The 19,066-nt window shown below is 71.7% G+C and carries 19 protein-coding genes; 5 read left to right on the forward strand and 14 right to left on the reverse strand.

The genetic code is table 11. The features are described 5' to 3' along the window. Positions 1-2: 2 nt before the first annotated feature. Positions 3-1,148, reverse strand: coding sequence for an acyl-CoA dehydrogenase family protein (locus K6U06_RS00610; protein ID WP_262319942.1), 1,146 nt, complete (start codon positions 1,146-1,148; stop codon positions 3-5). A gap of 43 nt (positions 1,149-1,191) precedes the next feature. Next, positions 1,192-2,478, reverse strand: a complete 1,287-nt coding sequence (locus K6U06_RS00615) for an ABC transporter substrate-binding protein (protein WP_262319943.1) — start codon at positions 2,476-2,478, stop codon at positions 1,192-1,194. Positions 2,479-2,556: 78 nt separating this feature from the next. Between K6U06_RS00615 and K6U06_RS00620 the strand changes: the two genes are divergently transcribed. The 3 genes from K6U06_RS00620 to K6U06_RS00630 all read left to right on the forward strand — a co-directional run bounded on the left by K6U06_RS00620 (position 2,557) and on the right by K6U06_RS00630 (position 6,279). Then, complete coding sequence (locus K6U06_RS00620; protein WP_262319944.1) at positions 2,557-3,375, forward strand: VOC family protein; 819 nt, start codon at positions 2,557-2,559, stop codon at positions 3,373-3,375. 10 nt (positions 3,376-3,385) lie between these two features. Continuing rightward, positions 3,386-4,600: an acyl-CoA dehydrogenase family protein gene (locus tag K6U06_RS00625; RefSeq protein ID WP_262319945.1), complete on the forward strand. Its 1,215-nt coding sequence runs from the start codon at positions 3,386-3,388 to the stop codon at positions 4,598-4,600. Between the two features lie 116 nt (positions 4,601-4,716). Then, entirely contained in the window at positions 4,717-6,279 is a 1,563-nt protein-coding gene (locus K6U06_RS00630; RefSeq protein WP_262319946.1) for a class I adenylate-forming enzyme family protein, read from the forward strand. A 254-nt stretch (positions 6,280-6,533) separates the two neighbouring features. Here the strand turns inward: K6U06_RS00630 and K6U06_RS00635 are convergent, their stop codons facing one another. The 8 genes from K6U06_RS00635 to K6U06_RS00670 form a co-directional block, all read right to left on the reverse strand. After that, positions 6,534-7,451 (reverse strand): universal stress protein, encoded by a 918-nt coding sequence (locus tag K6U06_RS00635; RefSeq protein ID WP_262319947.1) that lies wholly within the window; start codon positions 7,449-7,451, stop codon positions 6,534-6,536. Between the two features lie 41 nt (positions 7,452-7,492). Continuing rightward, on the reverse strand, positions 7,493-7,702 hold the full coding sequence (locus K6U06_RS00640) for a hypothetical protein (RefSeq protein WP_262319948.1): 210 nt from the start codon (positions 7,700-7,702) through the stop codon (positions 7,493-7,495). Between the two features lie 112 nt (positions 7,703-7,814). Next, positions 7,815-8,894 (reverse strand): alcohol dehydrogenase catalytic domain-containing protein, encoded by a 1,080-nt coding sequence (locus K6U06_RS00645; protein WP_262319949.1) that lies wholly within the window; start codon positions 8,892-8,894, stop codon positions 7,815-7,817. Between the two features lie 99 nt (positions 8,895-8,993). Continuing rightward, positions 8,994-10,928 carry a cytochrome b gene (locus K6U06_RS00650; RefSeq protein ID WP_262319950.1) on the reverse strand — a complete coding sequence of 645 codons (1,935 nt, stop codon included), beginning with the start codon at positions 10,926-10,928 and terminating at the stop codon, positions 8,994-8,996. Between the two features lie 100 nt (positions 10,929-11,028). Continuing rightward, complete coding sequence (locus tag K6U06_RS00655) at positions 11,029-11,472, reverse strand: STAS domain-containing protein (RefSeq protein WP_262319951.1); 444 nt, start codon at positions 11,470-11,472, stop codon at positions 11,029-11,031. Then, entirely contained in the window at positions 11,456-11,896 is a 441-nt protein-coding gene (locus tag K6U06_RS00660) for a pyridoxamine 5'-phosphate oxidase family protein (protein ID WP_262319952.1), read from the reverse strand. Before K6U06_RS00660 ends, K6U06_RS00655 begins: the two co-directional genes overlap by 17 nt. Before the next feature lie 2 nt (positions 11,897-11,898). Next, entirely contained in the window at positions 11,899-12,315 is a 417-nt protein-coding gene (locus tag K6U06_RS00665) for a hypothetical protein (protein ID WP_262319953.1), read from the reverse strand. Positions 12,316-12,435: 120 nt separating this feature from the next. Beyond that, positions 12,436-13,023: a GNAT family N-acetyltransferase gene (locus tag K6U06_RS00670; RefSeq protein WP_262319954.1), complete on the reverse strand. Its 588-nt coding sequence runs from the start codon at positions 13,021-13,023 to the stop codon at positions 12,436-12,438. A gap of 137 nt (positions 13,024-13,160) precedes the next feature. On the opposite strand from K6U06_RS00670, the gene K6U06_RS00675 reads away from it, so the two are divergent. Beyond that, positions 13,161-14,807: a GAF domain-containing protein gene (locus K6U06_RS00675; RefSeq protein ID WP_262319955.1), complete on the forward strand. Its 1,647-nt coding sequence runs from the start codon at positions 13,161-13,163 to the stop codon at positions 14,805-14,807. Here K6U06_RS00675 and K6U06_RS00680 read toward each other — a convergent pair. Both K6U06_RS00680 and K6U06_RS00685 read right to left on the reverse strand, forming a co-directional pair. Beyond that, on the reverse strand, positions 14,797-15,684 hold the full coding sequence (locus tag K6U06_RS00680; protein ID WP_262319956.1) for a universal stress protein: 888 nt from the start codon (positions 15,682-15,684) through the stop codon (positions 14,797-14,799). The two genes, K6U06_RS00675 and K6U06_RS00680, sit on opposite strands and share 11 nt — an antisense overlap. Then, positions 15,681-16,127, reverse strand: coding sequence for a pyridoxamine 5'-phosphate oxidase family protein (locus K6U06_RS00685; RefSeq protein WP_262319957.1), 447 nt, complete (start codon positions 16,125-16,127; stop codon positions 15,681-15,683). The genes K6U06_RS00680 and K6U06_RS00685 overlap by 4 nt, the downstream gene beginning before the upstream one ends. 158 nt (positions 16,128-16,285) lie before the next feature. Here K6U06_RS00685 and K6U06_RS00690 point away from each other — a divergent pair, with 158 nt between their 5' ends. Next, positions 16,286-17,179, forward strand: coding sequence for a hypothetical protein (locus tag K6U06_RS00690; protein WP_262319958.1), 894 nt, complete (start codon positions 16,286-16,288; stop codon positions 17,177-17,179). On the opposite strand, the gene K6U06_RS00695 is transcribed toward K6U06_RS00690, so the two are convergent. Together K6U06_RS00695 and K6U06_RS00700 are read right to left on the reverse strand one after the other, a co-directional pair. After that, complete coding sequence (locus K6U06_RS00695) at positions 17,169-18,323, reverse strand: GAF domain-containing protein (protein ID WP_262319959.1); 1,155 nt, start codon at positions 18,321-18,323, stop codon at positions 17,169-17,171. The two genes, K6U06_RS00690 and K6U06_RS00695, sit on opposite strands and share 11 nt — an antisense overlap. After that, positions 18,320-18,976: a response regulator gene (locus K6U06_RS00700; protein WP_262319960.1), complete on the reverse strand. Its 657-nt coding sequence runs from the start codon at positions 18,974-18,976 to the stop codon at positions 18,320-18,322. Before K6U06_RS00700 ends, K6U06_RS00695 begins: the two co-directional genes overlap by 4 nt. Between the last annotated feature and the right edge of the window lie 90 nt (positions 18,977-19,066).

The following is a 19,066-nucleotide window of genomic DNA, read 5'->3' on the forward strand; positions in this document are numbered from 1 at the left end:
GGTCAGGCCGTGAAACCGTCGAGGACCGACATCACCCGCAGCATGACCTCGTCGGCGCCCCCGCCGATCGACAACAAGCGCCCGTCGCGAAAGAACCGCGACACCCAGGTCTCCTCCATGTAGCCGGCGCCGCCGTGGAACTGCAGGCAGGTGTCGGCCACCTTGCGGTGCAAGCGCCCGGCCTTGAGCTTGGCGATGGTCGCGAAGCGGGTGGTGTCCTCGCCGCGCAGGTAGGCGTCAGCGCACGCGTAGTTGTAGTGGCGGAGCATGTCCACCTCGGCGGACAGCTCGGCCAGGCTGTATTGCAGGTACTGGTTGGCGAGCAGCGGCTGCCCGAACGCCTTGCGTTCCTTCAGGTAGGCGGCGGTCTTCTCCAACGCCACGGTCATGGCGCCGACCGCGGAGTACGCGGCGATCATCCGCTCGTTTTGGAACTGGCGCATCTGCTGGCGGAACCCCTGTCCGATCTCGCCGATGGTGTTGGCGACCGGCACCCGGGCGTCCACGAACGACAGCTCGGCGGTGTCGGAGCTGCGGTTGCCGAGCTTCTTAAGCGATCGGCTGACGCTGAAACCCGGCGTCGACGTCGGGAACACGATCTGGCTCATCCCCCGGGATCCGCCCTCGTCGGAGGTCCGGGCCAGCAGGCACAGCCAGTCGGCCTGGGTGCCGTTGGTGATGTAGAGCTTGGAGCCGTTGATCACCCACTCGTCGCCGTCGCGAACCGCCCGGGTCCGCAGACCGGCGACGTCGGAGCCGGCGTCGGGCTCGGTGACCGCGATCGACGCGACCATCTCCCCCCGCAGGGCGGGGGCCAGGTAGGCGGCCTTGAGCTCGGGAGTCCCGAAGCGGGCCAGGGACGGGGTGGCCATGTCGGTCTGGACGCTGATGGCCATCGGGATCCCGCCGCAACCGACCCGCCCGAGCTCCTCGCCGAGGATCACCGTGTAGGAGTGGTCGGCGCCCTGCCCGCCGTCGGCCGGGTCGTACTCCAGACCGAACAGGCCAGCGGACCCGAGCGCCTTGAACAGCTGGTGGCCGGGGAAGATCCCGGCCGCCTCCCACTCGTCGACATGCGGCTGGACCTCCCGGTCGAGCACCCCCCGGACCGCCTGGCGGAAGCGGTCGTGATCGTCGGTCCACTGCATGCGCCGACGATAGGCGGCCCGGGGTTTGCTCTGCGGCTTGCCGCTACGAGGAGCCGGCGACCTTGCCCGGGATGACCGAACCGCACAGCGGGTCCGCTCCCGCCACCAGGTGGAAGGTGGTCCCCTCGAACTGGGTGAAGTACGAGCAGCCGTCGATGCCCCCGGCGGTGGCCTGCCGGTTGGACAGGTCCAGGGTGTGGGTGCCGAGCAGGCCGGCGCCGTCGAAGTTGGTGATGCCCGACAGCGACGCGATCAGCGAGCTTTTGGTCTCGTTGCTCCCCGCCCCGGCCAGGCCCTGCGCGAGCAGGGCGGTGGACACGTAGCCGTTGTACTCCCCGTAGGTGGCCTCGGTGGTCACGCCGACGGCTTTGAGGGCGGCCGCGAACTTCTGGGTGGCCGGCGTGTTCATCTCGATCGGCTCGAACGACGTCGTGAAGTACACCCCCTGCGCCGACTGCTCGCCGGCCGGCCCGGCTTGGAGGAGGTCGCCGCCGTAGCCGGTGGCCAGGTACGGGGCCTTCGGGCTGTCACCCAGCTGGCGGAGGGCGTTGATCAGCGCGAGGCCGGTGTTCGGGTCGACGCTGGCGTATAGGGCGTCGATACCGGCGTTTTTCATGGCTAGCGCCTCGGGGGCGATGTTGGTGCTGCCGAAGGGGAACTGCGGGTTCACGTAAGGGGCGGCCAGGCCGGCGGCCTGAGCGGAAATGGCCGCGGCGCGCGCCGAGTCGGCGGAGCTGGGCGAGATGCTGTAACCGAGCGTCCCGACCTTGGTCGCCCCGACCAGCTTGAAGAACTTCCCGGCGGTCTGGGTGACGACGGTGTCGTTTAGGAACCCGAAGTCGGAGAACATGTTCTTCGACGGCAGCCACTCGTTGGCGTCTTGGGCCACGCCGACCACCGGGATGCCCTGCTTGGTCAGGTACGGCGCGGCGCCGAACGCGACCGCCGACTGGACGAGCACCACGTCGACGTGGTCCTGGTCGACCAGCTGGTGGGCTGCGGTCAAGGCGGTGGCCGGCGAGGTGGCGGTGTCGCCGACGACGTAGTTGAACTTCCAGCCGTCCGCCTTCTCCATGCCGATGCCTGCCTGCGCGCCCTGCAGGAAGCTCTTGTTGGCCGACGCGCCCGGCCCGGTCTCGTCGGCGAGGACGCCGATGGTGTACACCTTGGCCTTGTCGGCGCCGCCCGAGCCGGCGGCCGGCCCGGCGCCGGTGGTGGCGCTCGCCGCCGTCGCGGCCGACGAGTTGGTGCTCGACGAGCTGCCGCAGCCGGCCACGACCGCCGCGGCCACCGTGAGACTGGCCACTGCCTTGTAACGCTTGAGCTTCATTCAGGTCCCCCATGTTCGGTGGCGCAAGGCTGGCAGGTTTCGACGTTGACGTCAACCAATCTGAAGTACGGTACCGGCATGACCGGCGCCGTCAGCCCCCTGCACATGAACCACATCAACCTGGTGGCCGAGGACCTGTCCGCCAGCAACGGCCAGCTGATGGACCTGCTCGGGGCCCGCTTGAACACCAACCTGCCTTCGGAGGAGTGGCTCGCCAGCCTGGTCACAATCGGCGGGACGCTCTTCGAGGTGTTCGCCCCCCGCCACTTCCTGCTCAACGCCCGCTACGGCCCGCACTACGTGGGCATCGAGTTCGAGGTGCCCGACATCGACCACGCCCGCCGGGCGGCCCGGGCGCAGGGGCTGCGGGTCATCAGGGAGCTGGGAGTGGCGTTCCACGTCCACCCGGGGGAGGCGTTCGGGATCGCGTTCGAGTTCTACGAGGGCAACTTTCACTCCTCGCCCAACCCGACGTGGATGGAGCAGCTCAAGGCGCCGGCGCACTTCGCGGCCCACCCGATCGGCTACGTGGGCCTCAAGCGGTGGTCGGTGGCGGTCGGCGACCTGGCCGCGGCCGCCGCGTTCTTCCGGGACTTCCTCGGGGCGGAGCCGGCCTACCAGGCGCAGCGGGCCGGCCCGGGTGCGTCGGTGGTGGGCCTGCACCTCGGCGGGACCGTCGTCGAGCTGCTGGCCCCGACCGGCCCCGGACGCATCGGCGACCACCTTGCCCGCTACGGCGACGGCATCCGCTCCACCGTGTTCCAGGTGCGAGACCTAGACGACGCCCGCCGGTACTTCCAGACCCGGGGGGTCGGCACCGAGGCCGGCGACGACGAGGACGCCTTCGCGCTGCCGATCGGTGCGACGCGGGGTGTCCGGTTCGAATTCTCGGAGTAGAACCTCAGGCGTGGACTTCGACTTGGCGCCCCCCGACGACCCCCGCCGCCTCGAGGTGCGGGCGTGGCTCGCCGCGCACCCCTCGCCCAGCGCCCGCCAGCTGGTCGCCGCCGGCTACGTGGTGCCGCACTGGCCGGCGCCGTGGGGCCTCGACGCCGACCCGGTGTACCAGCTGATCATCGACGAGGAGCTGGCCGGGGCCGGGGTCCGCCGGCCGCTCAACCCGATCGGGATCGGGTGGGCCGCGCCGACCATCCTGCTGGCCGGGACCGACGCCCAAAAGCAGCGGTACCTCGCCCCTGCCCTGGCCGGCGAGGAGATCTGGTGCCAGCTGTTCTCCGAGCCCGACGCCGGCTCCGACCTGGCGTCGCTGGCGACGCGCGCGGAGCGCGACGGCGACGAGTGGGTCGTCAACGGCTCGAAGATCTGGACCAGCGGCGCCCATCACTCCCGCTTCGGGATCCTGATCGCCCGGACCGATCCGGACGTGGCGAAGCACCGCGGCATCTCGTATTTCATCTGCCCGATGGACGCCCCGGGGATCTCGATGACCCCGATCATCGACATGACCACCGCGCACTCGTTCAACCAGGTGTTCTTCGACGACGTCCGCCTGCCGGCCGACGCCATCGTCGGGCAGCCCGGCGACGGGTGGAGGCTGGCCAAGGCGACGCTGGCCAACGAGCGGGTGTCGCTGTCGAGCGGGGGCGCCCTGTGGGGGATGGGCCCGACCGCGGAGGACCTCCTCCGCCTGGTCCGGGACGCGGGCGGCGTCGGTGACCCCCTCCAGCGTCAGCGCCTGGCCGCGCTGTTCGCGGAGAGCGAGGTGCTGCGCCTGATCCGCCTGCGCAGCTTGTCGGCCCGCCTGGCCGGCAAGTCCCCCGGGCCGGAGGTGTCGGTGCAAAAGCTGCTGGCCGACGAGCACGGCCAGCACCTGATGGCGGTGGCCAAGGACCTGGTGGGGGCGGCGGGGATGCTCGCCGGCAGCGGCCCGGCCGGCCGGTTGGAGGGCCGGGCGGCGGAGGGGCCGACCTCGGTCAACCCCCGGGGCCGTAGCGAGGAGATCAGCCCGATCTGGCACTACGGCTTCCTTTTCTCGCCTGCGCTGACCATCGGAGGGGGCACCTGGGCGGTGCAGCGCAACATCATCGCCGAGCGGGTCCTCGGCCTCCCTGGCGAGCCCGACCCGCAGCGGGGCGCCCCCTGGGCCACCACCCGGGCCTGACATGGCAGGATCGTCGCTTCACGACAGCACGCTTCAGGGGGATGCATGCAAGGATCGAGGCACGACCACCACCCGAGGGTGACCCGGACGCACCCGGGCGCCGGCGAGGTCGCCCGGTGAGCGACACCCTGGCCGTCTACGCCGAGACCACCCCCACCAAGCCGGCGGTCATCGACGACCGCCCCGGCCAGCCGACCGTCACCTACACCTTCGCCCAGCTCGACGCCCGCGCCAACCAGGTGGCCCACCTCCTGTCGGGCCTCGGCGCCGGCCCCGGCACCAAGGTGGTGTGGTGCGGGCAGAACTCCGCGGGCCTGCTGGTCGCGGTGCACGGCATCCGCAGGAGCGGCGCGGTCGGGGTGCCGCTCAACTACCGGTTGACCCCGGAGGAGGCGGCCTACGTCGTCGACAACAGCGACGCCGAGATCGTGTGGGTCGACGCCGAGTACCGGGCGCTGATCGACGCGATCCGGGCGCAGACGCCCAAGGTCCGCGAGGTGCTGGTGTTCGACGGTGACGGCGCCCTGGAAGCCAGGCTCGACGCCCTCCCGGTCACCGCGGCGCCCGTCGTCGCCCCCGGCGCCGGAGAGGCCGACGACGGCGAGGTCGGCGCCACCATGATCTACACGTCGGGCACCACCGGACGGCCCAAGGGGGCGGTGCGCCCCGGCGCGGCCAACCCCGAGCAGGTCGGCGGGCTGGTCGCCCTGATCGGCTACACCCCCGACGACGTCTACCTGACCACCGGGCCGCTCTACCACTCCGGCCCCGGCGGTTTCGCCATGATCGCCCACGCCCTCGGCAACACCATCGTCGTGCAGCACAAGTTCGACCCCGAGGACTGGCTGCGCCTGGTAGAGACCTACAAGGTCACCACCAGCTTCACCGCTCCCACCCCGATCCGGATGATCTGCCATCTGCCGGCGGAGGTGAAAGACCGCTACGACCGCTCCACCATCCGCCGGATGATCGCCAACGCCGCGCCGTGGACCCTGGCCCTGAAGAAGCTGTACATGGCCGACTTCCCGCCCGACTCGCTGTGGGAGGTCTACGGCTCCACCGAGCTCGGGGTGGACACCGTCCTCGGCCCCGAGGACCACCTGCGCAAGCCCGGGTCGTGCGGCAAGCCGGCGCCGGCGGTGGAGGTCAAGTTGTTCGACCCCAACGGCGTCGAGGTCACCGAGCCCCACGTGACCGGCGAGCTCTACGTCCGGGCCGCGTCGATGTTCTCGACGTACTACAAGGCCGAGGAGAAATACGAGGCCGACCGGCGAGGCGACTTTCACACCGTCGGCGACATCGCCTACTTCGACGAGGACGGCTACTTCTACATCGCCGACCGCAAGAACGACATGATCATCAGCGGGGGGATGAACATCTACCCCGCCGAGATCGAGGCCGCCATCGACCAGAGCGACGACGTGTACGAGGTGGCGGTGTTCGGTCTCCCCGACGAGGACTGGGGGGAGCGGGTTCACGCGGTGGTGGTCCCGGCCAGAGACGGCGTCACCGCGGCGGACGTCGAGGCGTTCGCCCGGGAGCACCTGGCCAGCTACAAGGTCCCTCGCAGCGTGTCGTTCGCCGACGCCCTGCCCAAGACCGGGTCGGGCAAGGTGCTCAAACGGGAGCTCAAGGTCGCCCTGGCCCCGCCGGCCCCCGACGCCGCCGACCCGACCTGACGGCCCGGGGTCGGCGGGCCCCGGCGGGGAGCTCCGCCACCCGCTCGCCATCGTCAGCAGAGATGCCAAGCATCGACGATATATGGTTGAAAGATACTGGGAGATCCGGCATACTGGGTCTTGCACAGGCCGGTATCCCCCCAACTGGACCTGATGCCACTCGCGAAGGAGCCGGTCTACCCCCCCCGGGCCGGCTCCTTCTGCGCGTCTGGGGTTCGGGGTTCGGGGGGCGGGGTGCGTGCTGGGCTGCCGGCTCAGCCGACCGCGGCCAGGCGGAGGTCGCCCGGCTCGCGGGCGGTCACGCCGGCGGGGATGATCGCGACCGGGACCGGGCAGTGGCGGGCCAGGGACTGGCTGACCGACCCGAACACCCTCCGGCGCAGGCTGCCGGGCCGGGGAGCGCCGACCACCACCAGGTCGTAGGCGGTGCTGTTGCGCAACAGGAGCGTGCCGGCGTCGCCGGTGGCCACCCGCACGTCAACCTCGTGGCGCCACGACGCCGGCAGCGCGTCGAGGGTCTGGTGCAGCTCCGGCAAGGTGGGGCGGCCGAGGGCGCCGTCGTCGACCAGCGGCTGGCGGTCGGTGACGCCCCAGACCGGCTCGGTGCTGGCGTAGAGGACGTCGAGGGTGGCGCCGGAGACCTCGGCCTCGTGGGTGGCCCACACCAACGCCGCGGCGGCCGCCGGCGAGCCGTCCACGCCGACGAGGATGCGCTGGCGGGCGCCGGTGGGGGGCAGCGGCTCGGGCCCGGGGACGATCACCAGCGGACGGCCCGGCTTGTGGGCCAGCGCGGTGCTGACCGACCCGACCAGCATCCGGCTGAAGCGCCCGGCGCCCCGCCGCCCGACCACGACCAAGGCGGCGTCGAGCCGTTCGGCTTCGGAGCGCAGGCCCGGCGCGGGCGGGGCGCACACCAGCGCGGCCCGCACCGGCAAACCGCCCGACGCGACCCGCTCGAGGGACGCTCGGAGGATCGCCTCCGCCTCGGTGACCGCGGCGGGCCCGTCGGGGGCGGCCATCGCCGGGTACACCGGAACCACGGTCAACGCGACGACCTCGACGCCCCGCCGGCGGCCCTCGTCGCACGCCCATCGCAGGGCCAGGTCGCTGTCGGGGGAGCCGTCGACGCCTACCACCACCGGCCGCCTGCCTTCGTCGTGCTCCTCGTTCATCGTCGTCGGTCCTTCGCTTCGGGATCTTTCAACGACGCCGGTCACGGGCGGGCCGGGACCCACGCCGACTCGTCCACCGGGTCGTGGCAGCCGGTCGCGTCCGGGACGGCGATCGGGGCGCCCGGCGCTCCGGAGGGCGTCTCGTCGTAGGGGTCGTGGCACTGCCCGCCGGCCCGGTCGGCCTGCGCCGCGCCCCGCCGGCCGTCAGTGGTCGGCATGGCAGCTTCGGTTCCCTCTCGCTTGGTCGCCATGACCTCGTCCTTTCCGCTTTCGTCGTGGCGACACGCTCGGTGTCGCCCTACGTCTCGATCATCGACCCCCGAGCGAAGGCCCGCGTAGGGCCGAACATCACTTGCGGGGGGTCTAACGGAACTCCAGTACCAGCTTGGCCGGGACGGTGTCAGCCTCCAGCTCGCGAAGCGCCTGGTTGATCTGGTGCAGGCCGCGGGCCTGGTGGACCAGACGGGTCCGCCCGTGGGTGTGAAGAGCGAAGGTTTCCTGCAGGTCAGCCCGGTTGCCGCCTGGAGAGCCGACCACCGCGATGCCGTCCCGCACGACGTCGTACACCGGCAGTTCGAGTGCGGTCTCCGGGGGCATGGCGACGAGGACCAGGGTCCCGCCCGCCTTGAGGGACGCCAGGGCTTGCTCGACCGCCACCGGAGACGCCGCGGTGACCACCGCCTGGTCGGCGCCGCCGAGCCGCTGGATGGCCTTCACCGGGTCGGCGTCGCCGCTGTGGACCGCGTGGCTGGCCCCCAGCTCCCGAGCCAGGGTGATCTTCGGCCCGGTGATGTCGACCGCGACGACCTCGGCGCCGGCGATGCGGGCGTACTGGATGACCAGGTGGCCGACGCCGCCAACGCCGAACACCGCCGTCAGCTGCGAGCTGGCGCTCCCGGCCACCTTGACCGCCTTGTAGGCGTTGACCCCCGCGCACGACAAGCACGCGGCGTCGAGCGGGTCGATGCCAGGCGGGACCCCGACCACGAAAGCGGCGTTGGCGGTCATGTACTGGGCGAAGCCGCCGTCGAGGTCGTAGCCGGTGTGCCGGCGTTGCCGGCAGAGGACGTCGGAGCCGGTCAGGCAGTAGTGGCAGCGCCCGCAGGCCCAGCCGAGCCACGGCACCGCCACCCGGTCGCCGACGTGGAGGTAGGTGACCTCCGGTCCTTTGGCCGCTACCCGTCCCACCGCCTCGTGGCCGGGGACGAACGGAAGCGCTGGTTGGGGCGACCACGCGCCCTGCACGGTGTGCAGGTCGGTGTGGCAGATGCCGCAGGTCTCGACCCTGATGAGCACCTCTCCGGGACCCGGGGTCGGCACCGGGCGGTCCTCGACGGTGAGGTCGGAGCCGAACTGGCGAACCAGGGCAGCCTTCATCGTCTCGGGGATCATCGCCGGCTCCTGCGTGGTGGGGTGGACATCGTCATAGACCAACAGTCGCAACCCGGAAGGGTGGCGCGCCAGGGTCCAAAGCCCCTCATCGGGCGCTGGGCGCCCGATGAGGGGACGAGGGGACCGTCAGGTCGCGGTCTCAGGCCGCGGTCAGGTCGCGGCTGGCGCCTCGGGCCCGGGTGCCTGGGTCTCGGTGGCGGGCGGCGCGACCGGGGTCCGCAGGTGACCGTCGGGACCGTCACCGTCGCCGTTGCCTCCCTCCTGGTCCTTCCAGATCAGGCGGTGCACCGGGACCAGCTCGGGGATGCGGCGCAGCCCGGGCACGAAAGGTATGGCCAGCAGCAGGATCGTCGCCGCCCCGGTCAGGTAGATGGCGATCAGGTCGATGTTGGTCGAGTTCTTGATGCCCGGCGTGTGGTACCACAGCTGGAACAGCCAGAGCCACGGCTGACCCGGGTAGTTGCCGGTCTCGTTGGTCACGCCCCACTGGTCACCGGTGAGGTGCTGCGAGGCCGCCAGGTTCGAGTAGTACTGCCCGTCGGCGAGGAACAGCAGCGGCTTGGTGTAGTTGGTGCCGTAGAACGTCTGGCCGCTGATCAAGGCGGCGTCCAGGCCGCCGCTTCGGGCCATCGCCAGCTCGCTGGTCATCATCGTCGCGACCGGCCCGTAGTTCCCGGCGGGGAGGACGGGGGTATCGCCGTTGAAGGTGACCTTGGCGACGCCAGTGATGTACGCCTGGCTCCAGTCTCCTTGCTGCTTGGCCGACGCCGAGTTCCACGTCGCCAGCGCCGCCCGGAGGGCCGGGGTGGTTGCCGACTCGGCGGTCAACGGGTTGACCACGAAGGCCGCGGCCGGGTTGATCGGGATGTGCACGCCGGCCAGCGACTGCCAGGAGATACCCAGGCGCTGCACGCCGTCGGAGCCGCTGTTGTAGGGCTGCCCGTAGGTGGAGATCGGGCTCTGCAAGCCCAGCTCCGAGGCGGCGGTGGCGAGGAAGTCGTCGGGCGCCACCTTGGCCCACGTGGCCATGGAGACCGCCGGCTCGTTGGGCGAGGACAGGAACCCGGCGAGGGCTAGCACCAGGGCCAGGCAGATCGCGGTGGCCACGGTGGCCTCCTTGACGATGTCATAACGGCGCGTCGGGCCCCGCCACTCCGCGGCGTCAGCGGCGCGGGCGGCCCGCCGGGCGGCCTTGTCGCGGATCCTGGTCGGAGGAAGGGGGTGGGCCACGCCGCGCACCCTGACCATCAGCACGTGGGCGCCGACCAGGGCGATGAGGACGAGGGGGATGAGCACGATGTGCCACATCAGCATCTGACCGAAGTTCAACAGGTTGAAGAACCCGCCGAGCCCGGTGGTGTTGATGGCGTCCTTGCCGTTGGTCGCGATCCACTGGGCGTCGAAGTTCTGCTGCGACAGGTATCCGGTGAAGCACTCGACGATCGAGGCCATGAAGGCGACGACGCCGGTGATCCACGTCAGCGCCCTGCGGCCTCGCCACGCGGCCATCCAGAACTTGCCCCACAGGTGGATGACCATGAAGGCCATGAACATCTCGACCGACCACAGATGGACGCTGTTTAGGAAGTGCCCGACCGGGTTGGTCTTCCACCAGTCCGGGCCTCCGAGAGCGATAGCCGTGCCGGAGGCGATGACCACCGCCAACGCGGCGATGGTCGCCACCCCGAAGATGTAGATCCACGACGCTACGTAGGCGGGCTGCCGGTCGGGGAGGAGCTTGCCGGGCGGGAGCACCCTCAGCGCCCGGCGCCGGATCCGGGCGGTCCACATGGCCTGGTCCTCCGGGTCGCCGGGATCGACGACGGCCCGGGCGGCGGGGGCATCGCCGTTCCCGTCGGCGCCGGGGCCCGATGCCGGGCCGGTGTGCGACGCCCGGCGGTTGTGGCCGGGGAACGGAAGGATCAGCGCCGCCCCGAAGAGCGCCATCATTATGAGGATCACCACCAAGTTGGCGACCGACACCGTGAACCACGTCCAGTGGACGAAGTGGCCTTTGCCGTTCAAGTTGAGCGCAGCGACCAGCGCCGCTCGGTCCATCATCATCGCTTTAGCCCTCCCAGGCATTGCCGGACGCTCAAGGATGGACAGGTCCGGCGTAGCTCTCCTAGGGCCGTAGGTCCCGACATTCCGGGACGACGCGACGCAGATGGGGGCCGATCAGCTCCTACGCGGGCGGGTTCGCGGCGGCCGACGGCAGCCGTCCGCAGGCTTCGTCGACGCTGGAAGACAGCGGCGCGACGTCGCACGCGCCGACCGCGAGCAGCACCTGGCGAACCTCCGGGTGCCGGGCGACGAGGGCCATCGCGCCGCCCGCGCCGGTGTGACGGGCGATCGACGACAAGACCAGGCCGGTGCCGGCCGAGTCGAGCGACTCCACCTCGCCCAGGTCGAGGACCACGTCGCTTTCGCCCCGGCAGGTGGCCAGAGCTGGGCGAAGCCGGTCGACGGTAACCCAGTCGAGGCGGCCGCGGGCGTGGATGCAGCGGGCACCCTGCTCGGTGGTGACCTCCACGGTCAGGTCGTGGGGCCGATGGCGGAGGCCGGCGCTGTCGGTGGTGGTCTCATCGGCGGTGGTCTCATCGGCGGTGGTCTCATCGGTGGTGATCATCACGTCTCCTTCGTGGATCGGTGGTCTCGGGCACGCGGCGTCCGGTGATGGACGTCCTCGTGATGCGGACCAGGTAGCTGCGGCCGGGCAGCCAGGTGGCCAGACGGCGGCTGCCGTGACTGATCGTCTCGGTGTGGTGGGCGACGCCGTGGACCACCACGCTCCAGCCGTCGTGCGCGTCGCGGTCGGCCCAGTCAACCTCGAAGGTGACCGGCCGGTTGAGCGCAGACGAAAGCTTGGTGCCGTCGGAGGTGCGAAACACGATCGCTCCGGTCGCGTCGAGGGCGTAGATGACGGGGAAGATCTCCGGCTGCCCCTGGAATACGACCGCCAAACGGCCGAGATCCTGGGACTCGAGCAGCTCGAGGCACTGGCGCTCGCTGAGCTCTTCCAGGCCGGTGGTGAGCGGCACGTCGGGGACCATCGCTATCCCCCCGAACGGCGCTGATAGCTGGCCAGCTCCCCCGAGAAGAGGTCGATTAGTTCGCTCGGGCACGACATCCACCCGTTGCCCCGGGCCAGCAGCTCCAGCTCGAGCGGCACCAGGACCTCGCGCTGCAGGCGGGCCAGGTCGGATGCCGTCGAGGCCTTCGTCGCCAGCTCGGTGGCCAGGTACGCCAAGGTGGCGCGCCAGCTCTGCGTCGGGGTCGACGGCGGCAGGGTGCGCAGCTGGGCCAGGCGGCCGAGGTCGCAGTGGGCCAAAGCCCCGACCACGGTCCACGGGCGGACGTAGCGCCCGCTGCCGAAGTTGGCGTCGTAGGTAGTCCCGTCGATCAGCCTGGCGGCCTCGGTGACAACCTCATCCTCACGGTGCTTCGCACCAACCCATCGGCGCCAGTCCATTGCGTCCTCCCTTGCGGTACTTCCATCCTGCTGGGCGCCGCCATGGGGGCGTCAGGGCCGAAGGTCCCGAGGGCGTGGGCCTGCGGGCACCTTGGACCGGGCCGGTAGCCGGCCGGCTGCTCAGACCGGCGCTCCTTGCGCCGGCGGTCGCGGGAGCTGACAGGTGATCCGGATGATCCCCTGATCCCTGGTGTAGGCCACCGGGTAGCCGAGGTCGGCGAGCAGGTGGATCATCGGGTAGTTGTCCGACAGCGTGTCGGCGATGACCTCCTGCACGCCCCGGGCCCGGGCCGCGTCGAGCAGCCTCTCAGCCAGGACCCGGCCCAGGCCGCGGTGCTGGAAGCGGTCTGTCAGGAGGAACGCGACCTCCGCCCGGGTCGGCGGATCGAGGCGTTCCATGCGCGCCACGCCGATGATCTCGCCGTCTAGGGTTGCTGCCAGCGCATACCGGTAGTAACCGTCGACCACACAGAAATGCTCGGCTTCGGACGCCGCCAGGTGCGGGTGCGGTGCGAAGTAGCGGCGGTAGATGGTGTCGGCGCTCAGATGCTCGTGGAACTCGACTAGGGCGGCGACGTCGGCGGGGGTGATGGGCCGGACGCAGACCACCGTCCCGTCGGGCAGTTCGACGGTTGCGGCGGCGTCACCGGGCTCCGCCGGACCCGACGGTGAAGGCGCTCGGGGTGCGGGCGTTGCATTAACAGGCACCGGCTCCTCCGTTTCGTCGCGCGTCGGCGTCCCCATTGGACGGTGAAGGAGCACCGGCGGGCTAGAGGCGAAGGTCGCCACCCGGTCGGGACCGGGCATTGTTTGTTGCTCCACCGCATCGGATTTAAGGTGCTGGCATGGACAGCGAGCACCTAGACCCGCGGGGGCTTCGCCGGTTGCTCGACGCGGTGACCTCGGTCACCTCGGACCTGGAGCTGGCGGTGGTCCTGCGCAAGGTGGTCGAGGCCGCCGTCGACCTCGTCGGGGCCCGTTACGGCGCGCTCGGTGTGCTCGACGAGCGGGGGGAGCAGCTGGCCGAGTTCATCACCGTCGGCCTGGACGAAGCGGACCGAAGCCGGATCGGTCACCTGCCCAAAGGGCTCGGCCTGCTCGGCTCGCTGATCCGCGACGCCAAGCCGCTGCGGCTGGCGGAGCTGACCGACCACGCCGACAGCGTCGGGTTCCCGCCCAATCACCCGCCGATGCGGTCGTTCCTCGGGGTCCCGGTCCGGGTGCGCGGCGACGTGTTCGGCAACCTGTACCTGGCGGACAAGGTGGGCTCGGGGACCTTCAGCGACTCAGACGAGGCGCTGGCCCTCAGCCTGGCGTCGGCTGCCGGTGTCGCCATCGACAACGCCCGTCTCTTCGCCCAGGTACTGCAGCGCGAAGCGGCCCTGGCCGCGATGCAGGAGGTCGCCGGGGCGGTCCTGAGCGGTCTGGGGAGGGCCCAGAGCCTGGACCTGATCGCCCGCCACGCCCGGGTGCTGCTCCACGCCGAGCTGGCCACCGTCGCCTTGCCGCAACCCGACGGGGTCAGCTTGGCCATCGAGGTGGTCGACGGTTCGCTGGCGCAAGGCGACATCGGTGACCGGTTCCCGATCGCCGGGACCATCTCCGGGGAGGTGCTCCAGCACGGAGAGACCATCGTCCTCGAGGACGCGTCGAGCGACCACCGCAGCCGCCAGCCGCAGGTCCAGGGGGGGCTGATCGGCCCCGCGGTGTGGACCCCGCTCACCGCCGGTGGCCGCCCGTTCGGGACGCTGGCGGTGTGCCGCTCGACCGGCCGGCCGCCGTTCAACGCAGCCGACTTGGACATGGTGCGCAGCTTCGCCGCGCAGGCCAGTGTGGTGCTGGACCGCGACCGGGCCCGGCGCGACCGCCAGCGTCTCGCGGTGTTGGAAGACCAGGAGCGCATCGCCCGGGACCTGCACGATTCGGTCATCCAGCGCCTCTTCGCCACCGGCATGTCGCTTCACGGGGCCAGCCGGATGATCGACGACCCGATGGCGCTGCAGCGGGTGACCGCCGCCGTCGACGACCTCGACGTCACCATCCGTCACATCCGCACGGTGATCTTCGGTCTGGAGGACGCTCGCCACGACCGGGGCTCGGGGGTGCGCTCGTCGGTCCTCGAGCTGACCCGAGAGGCGGGCCGGATCCTCGGATCCGAGCCGCAGGTGACCTTCGACGGGCCGGTCGACGCGGTGGTCGACGACACGACCGCCGAGGCGCTGCTGGCGGTGCTGCGCGAAGCCATCTCCAACGTCGTTCACCACGCCGGCGCAGGGCGGGTGTCGGTCGAGGTCGGCGTCCGGGACCGGACCTTGACCTTGCAGGTCGCCGATGACGGGGTCGGGATCACCGAAGAAGCGGCCCGCAACTCCGGCGGCCACGGCCTGCGCAACATGCGGACCCGGGCCGAGCGCCTCGGCGGCGGGCTCGAACTGGAGACCGTCCCCGAAGGGGGAGCGCTTCTCCGCTGGCACGTACCCGTCAGCGGCTGACCCCGGTTCCGGTCGCGTCCCGGCCGGCGAGGGCGGAGGAGCGGTCGGCGTCGGGCGTCACTGCGGAGGGGACAATGACCAGCGGCACGCGGCAGCCGTGCAGCACAGCCCGGCTGGTGGATCCGAGCACCCGCCGGCGCAGCGGGCCCAGTCCCCGGGTGCCCACCACGAGCAGGTCGGCGTCGCCGGCCGCGTGGCAGAGGGCGTCGGCCGGGGTGCCCTGCACTACCGCCGGGTCGACCAAGGCCCGCAGCGCGGGGTCCAGACCGGCGAGGACGGCGTCTAGTCGGGCGTCGGGCGGGGGGCGGTGGCGGTCGCCGCCGTCGCGGGCCAGCACCGCCCGGACCCGGCTGGCGGTCGCCGCGGCGCGCGTCGCCGCCCAGCGCAGCGCCGCGTCGGCGTGCGCCGACCCGTCCACCCCGACCACGGCCACCTTCGCTCGTGCCGCGTTGGCGTAGCCGGCCGGCACCACGGCCAGCGGCTGAGGAGGATCCTGCGCCAAAGCGTCGCTGACCGACCCGACGACGAGGCGCCCCAAGCCGCTGGCGCCGCCCCGCCCGACGACCAGCATCGCCGCTCCCCGCCTGACGGCCAGCATCCGCAGGACCGGGGCGGCCGGCCCGCAGCGGACCAGGCGGTGGACCACGGCGGTGGTGGTCGCGGCGCGCGCCTCCGCCAGCGCCCGATTGCCCTCGCCGGTGACCGCCGGTCCGAGGGTGTCGGGGTCCAGATCGACGTAGGCCGGCGCAACGAACACCGCGAGCACCTCCGCCGGGCGGCGGACGGCCTCGTGGCACGCCCAGCCGAGGGCGTCCTCGCTCGACGGGGAGCCGTCGACGCCCACCACCAGCGAATCGCCGCCGGTCGTCGCCGTCACGTGACGATCCGGGTCGACACGGCCCTCGCCACCGACAGTCTCCCGGAGCGTTCGATCGGCACGAAGCGGACCCACACCGGTGGCTGCTGGCCCTCGGAGGGCCGGATCTCCTCCAGGCGCCGGAGAAGCTCCGGGTCGTCGACGGCGCGAGCCCGTCCGGTGAGCAGGACGCTCCACTCCTCGGAGCGCTCGGGGGCGCCGGGATCGAGGTCGTCGACCTCGAAGCTGACGGGCGCGTCGGGCAGGTCGGCCTCGATGCTGCCGCCGCGGCGGGCCGCGAAGTACACGTCGCCGTCGACCACCACATAGTGCACCGGCAGCGCGACCGGTCCCCGCTCGGAGCTGAACACGAACCGCCCTACGCCGCTGGTGCTGATGAGATCCATGCACTCGTCAGGCCAGAGAGCGCTGATCACTGTCGTCTGCTCGTCGCCCTGAGCCATTGGTCCCTACTTTCTCCATCGTCAGGTCCCTGCAGCCATGATCTCTCCGGGGCCGGGCGCGCCGACAGGGGCGTAAGTCCCCGCGTCGGGCGGCGACGGTCGCTACGCGGTGACCGAAGGCTCTAGCGCTCCGCCCCTCCGCGTGATGAGGTCGAAGCATGAGAGCGGTCATCAGCGTCAGCGACCCGTCTCCGGGCGGGACGAGCTTGGAGCGCCGCCACGTCCTCGACGTCGCCAAGTGCCTGGCCGGCCTGGCCGGTCACCACCAGCTGGTGGTGACATATGACGGCGACCCCTATATCCGGCTGCTGACCGACCTGCAGTGGCGGGTCGGTCGCCGCCCCGCATCCGACCTGCCCCGCCTCGACGTCATCGCCGCCGACCAGCAGGCCGAGGCCGGCTACCTGTTGGCCCGGGAGCTGCACAACGAGCTCGGAGGGCAGGTAGCGGCCATCCTCACGCAGGTGCGTGTCGATCCCCTCGACGAGGCGTTCCGCAGGCCGGGCACCGAGATCGGGCCGGTGTGCGACGAGGCCGCCGCCCAGGAGCTGGCTGCCAGCGGGTGGCTGATGGAGCGGTCGGAAGGTGGGTGGCGGCGTAGCGTCGCGACCCCGACGCCTCTGGCGGTGGTCGAGGCTGGGACAATCGAACTGCTTCTCGACGCCGGGGTTGTGGTGGTGTGCGCCGCGGGTGGGATACCGGTCGTCGCCGACTTCGACGGCAGCCTGCGGGCGGTGCCCGCACTCTCGTCTCAGGAGGCGGCTGCCGCGGTGCTGGCGGAGCAGATCCACGCCGACCGTCTGGTGTTCCTCACCGTCGACCCGGACTTCCCCGAGATCGCACAGCGCAGCCTGCGCACCGTCGAGCGCAGCGACGTCCTAGCCGACCTTGGGGACTACGGACCGCCCGCGGCGCGCCGCGCCGCGTGCGACTTCGTCGAGCGCACCGGGCGTCAGGCCTCGATCGGCCCGCTGTGGGACGGGCGGTCGGTCCTCGACGGCGACGCCGGGCTGCTGGTCGTCCCCGACGGCGGACGACCGGTCACTGGGTGAGGGGGACCTCCCAGAGCAGCGAGGTGCCGACGCCTCGAGGCCCGGGCTCCAGCTCCAGGCGCCCGCCCAGCTCCTCGGCCCGCTCGGCCATGATGGCCAGGCCCCGGCCGGGACCGGGCCGGGCGCCGGCGGCCCCGACACCGTCGTCCACCACCCTGGCCCGCAGGTGGTCGTCCGCCACCGCCACGTAGACGTCGACCCGGCTGGCCTCGGCGTGGCGGACCACGTTGGTCAGCGCCTCGCGCAGCGTCCCCAGCAGGTAGTTGGCCGCGACGGGCGGCGCATGACCGCTGTCGAGCAGCTCTATCGGGCCGGCCAGGTGGAGATGAGGCTCGAAGCGGAGGTTGGCGCCGGCCTCGGCGATCAGGGAGAGGATCTCGCCTCGCGCGGTGCGCCCCGCCACGCGGGGGGCCTCGAGGGCGAAGATCGTGGTCCGGATCTGGCGGATCGTCTCGTCGAGGTCGGCGATAGCCAGGCGGATGCGTTCGGCGGCGGCCGGGGGGGACACCACCTTGACGGTCCCTTCCAGCGCCAGGCCGGTGGCGAAGATCCGCTGGATCACCGTGTCGTGAAGGTCCGCGGCGATGCGGTCCCGGTCCTCGAGCAGGGTCAGGTCCCTGACTCTGGCGTGCAGGCGGGCGTTCTCGATGGCGATGGCCGCCCCGCCGGCGAGGGCCTCCACCAGGTCCTCGTCGTCGGCGGTGAACGGGCCCCCGGTCTTCTCGGTCAGGTACAGGTTGCCGAAGACCCGGTCGCGCACCCGGATCGGGACGCCGAGGAACGACCGCATCGGCGGGTGACCCGGAGGGAAGCCGGAACTCGCCGGATGGCGCCCGAGGTCGTCGATGCGCAGTGGCTTCGGGTCGTCGATGAGCAGACCGAGGATGCCGAGCCCTCTCGGCGGGTGCTCCATCCTGGCCGCCTCCTCGTCGCTGATGCCGACGTGCACGAACTCCGCCAGCCGCAGGCCGTCGTGGGACAGCACGCCGAGCGCCCCGTACTTGCAGCCGACGACGCGCACCGCCCCCGCCACGATGGCGTGCAGCACCCCGCGCAGCGTCAGGTCCGAGTTGATGGCCAGCACCGCGGCGAGCAGGTCGCGGAGGCGTTCGGGGTCGCGCACCCCCTCGGCGGGGTCGCTCAAGCCGGGTTGCGCCGCGCGTCGAGGCGGGCCGCGAAGGCGGCAGCCTCGCTGCGGCGCTCCATCCCCAGCTTGGAGAGCAGGCGAGACACGTAGTTTTTGACGGTCTTCTCCGCCAGGTACATCTCCGCCGCGATCTGCCGGTTGGTCTTGCCGTCGCTGATCAGCGCCAAGATCCGCCGCTCCTGCGCGCTGAGCCCGGCGAGGGGGTCAGCGTCGGGCTGGGGATGGCGGAGCCGTTCGAGCACCCGGGCGGTGACGGCCGGGTCGAGGAGGCTTTCGCCTTCGGCCACCCGGCGGATGGCGGTCACCAGCTCGTTGCCGTGGACCTGCTTTAGGATGTAGCCGGCCGCTCCGGCCATGATCGACGCGAAGAGGGCCTCGTCGTCGGCGAAGCTGGTCAGCATCACGCAGGCGACCTCCGGGTGGGCGGAGCGGATCTCCCGGCACGCCTCGATCCCCCCGGTGCTGTCCCCCTCGCCGAGGCGGACGTCGAGCACGGCCACGTCGGGGCGGGTGGCAGGGATGCGCTCGAGCGCCTCCTCGGCGGTGGACGCCTCGCCGACGACGGCCAGGTCGTCCTCGCCCCAAAGCAGGTCCCGGATCCCGCGGCGCACCAGCTCGTGGTCGTCAAGGAGGAAGATGCGCACAGGCATGGGTCCATCGTGCCCCAAACGGGAGGAGGAAGGGAGGCCCAGACCGGGAGGGGCCGAGGAATTGTGACCTTTGGCCCTAACCGGCGGACG

Source organism: Acidiferrimicrobium sp. IK, assembly GCF_025499425.1.
Taxonomy (GTDB): Bacteria; Actinomycetota; Acidimicrobiia; order Acidimicrobiales; family Palsa-688; genus Acidiferrimicrobium.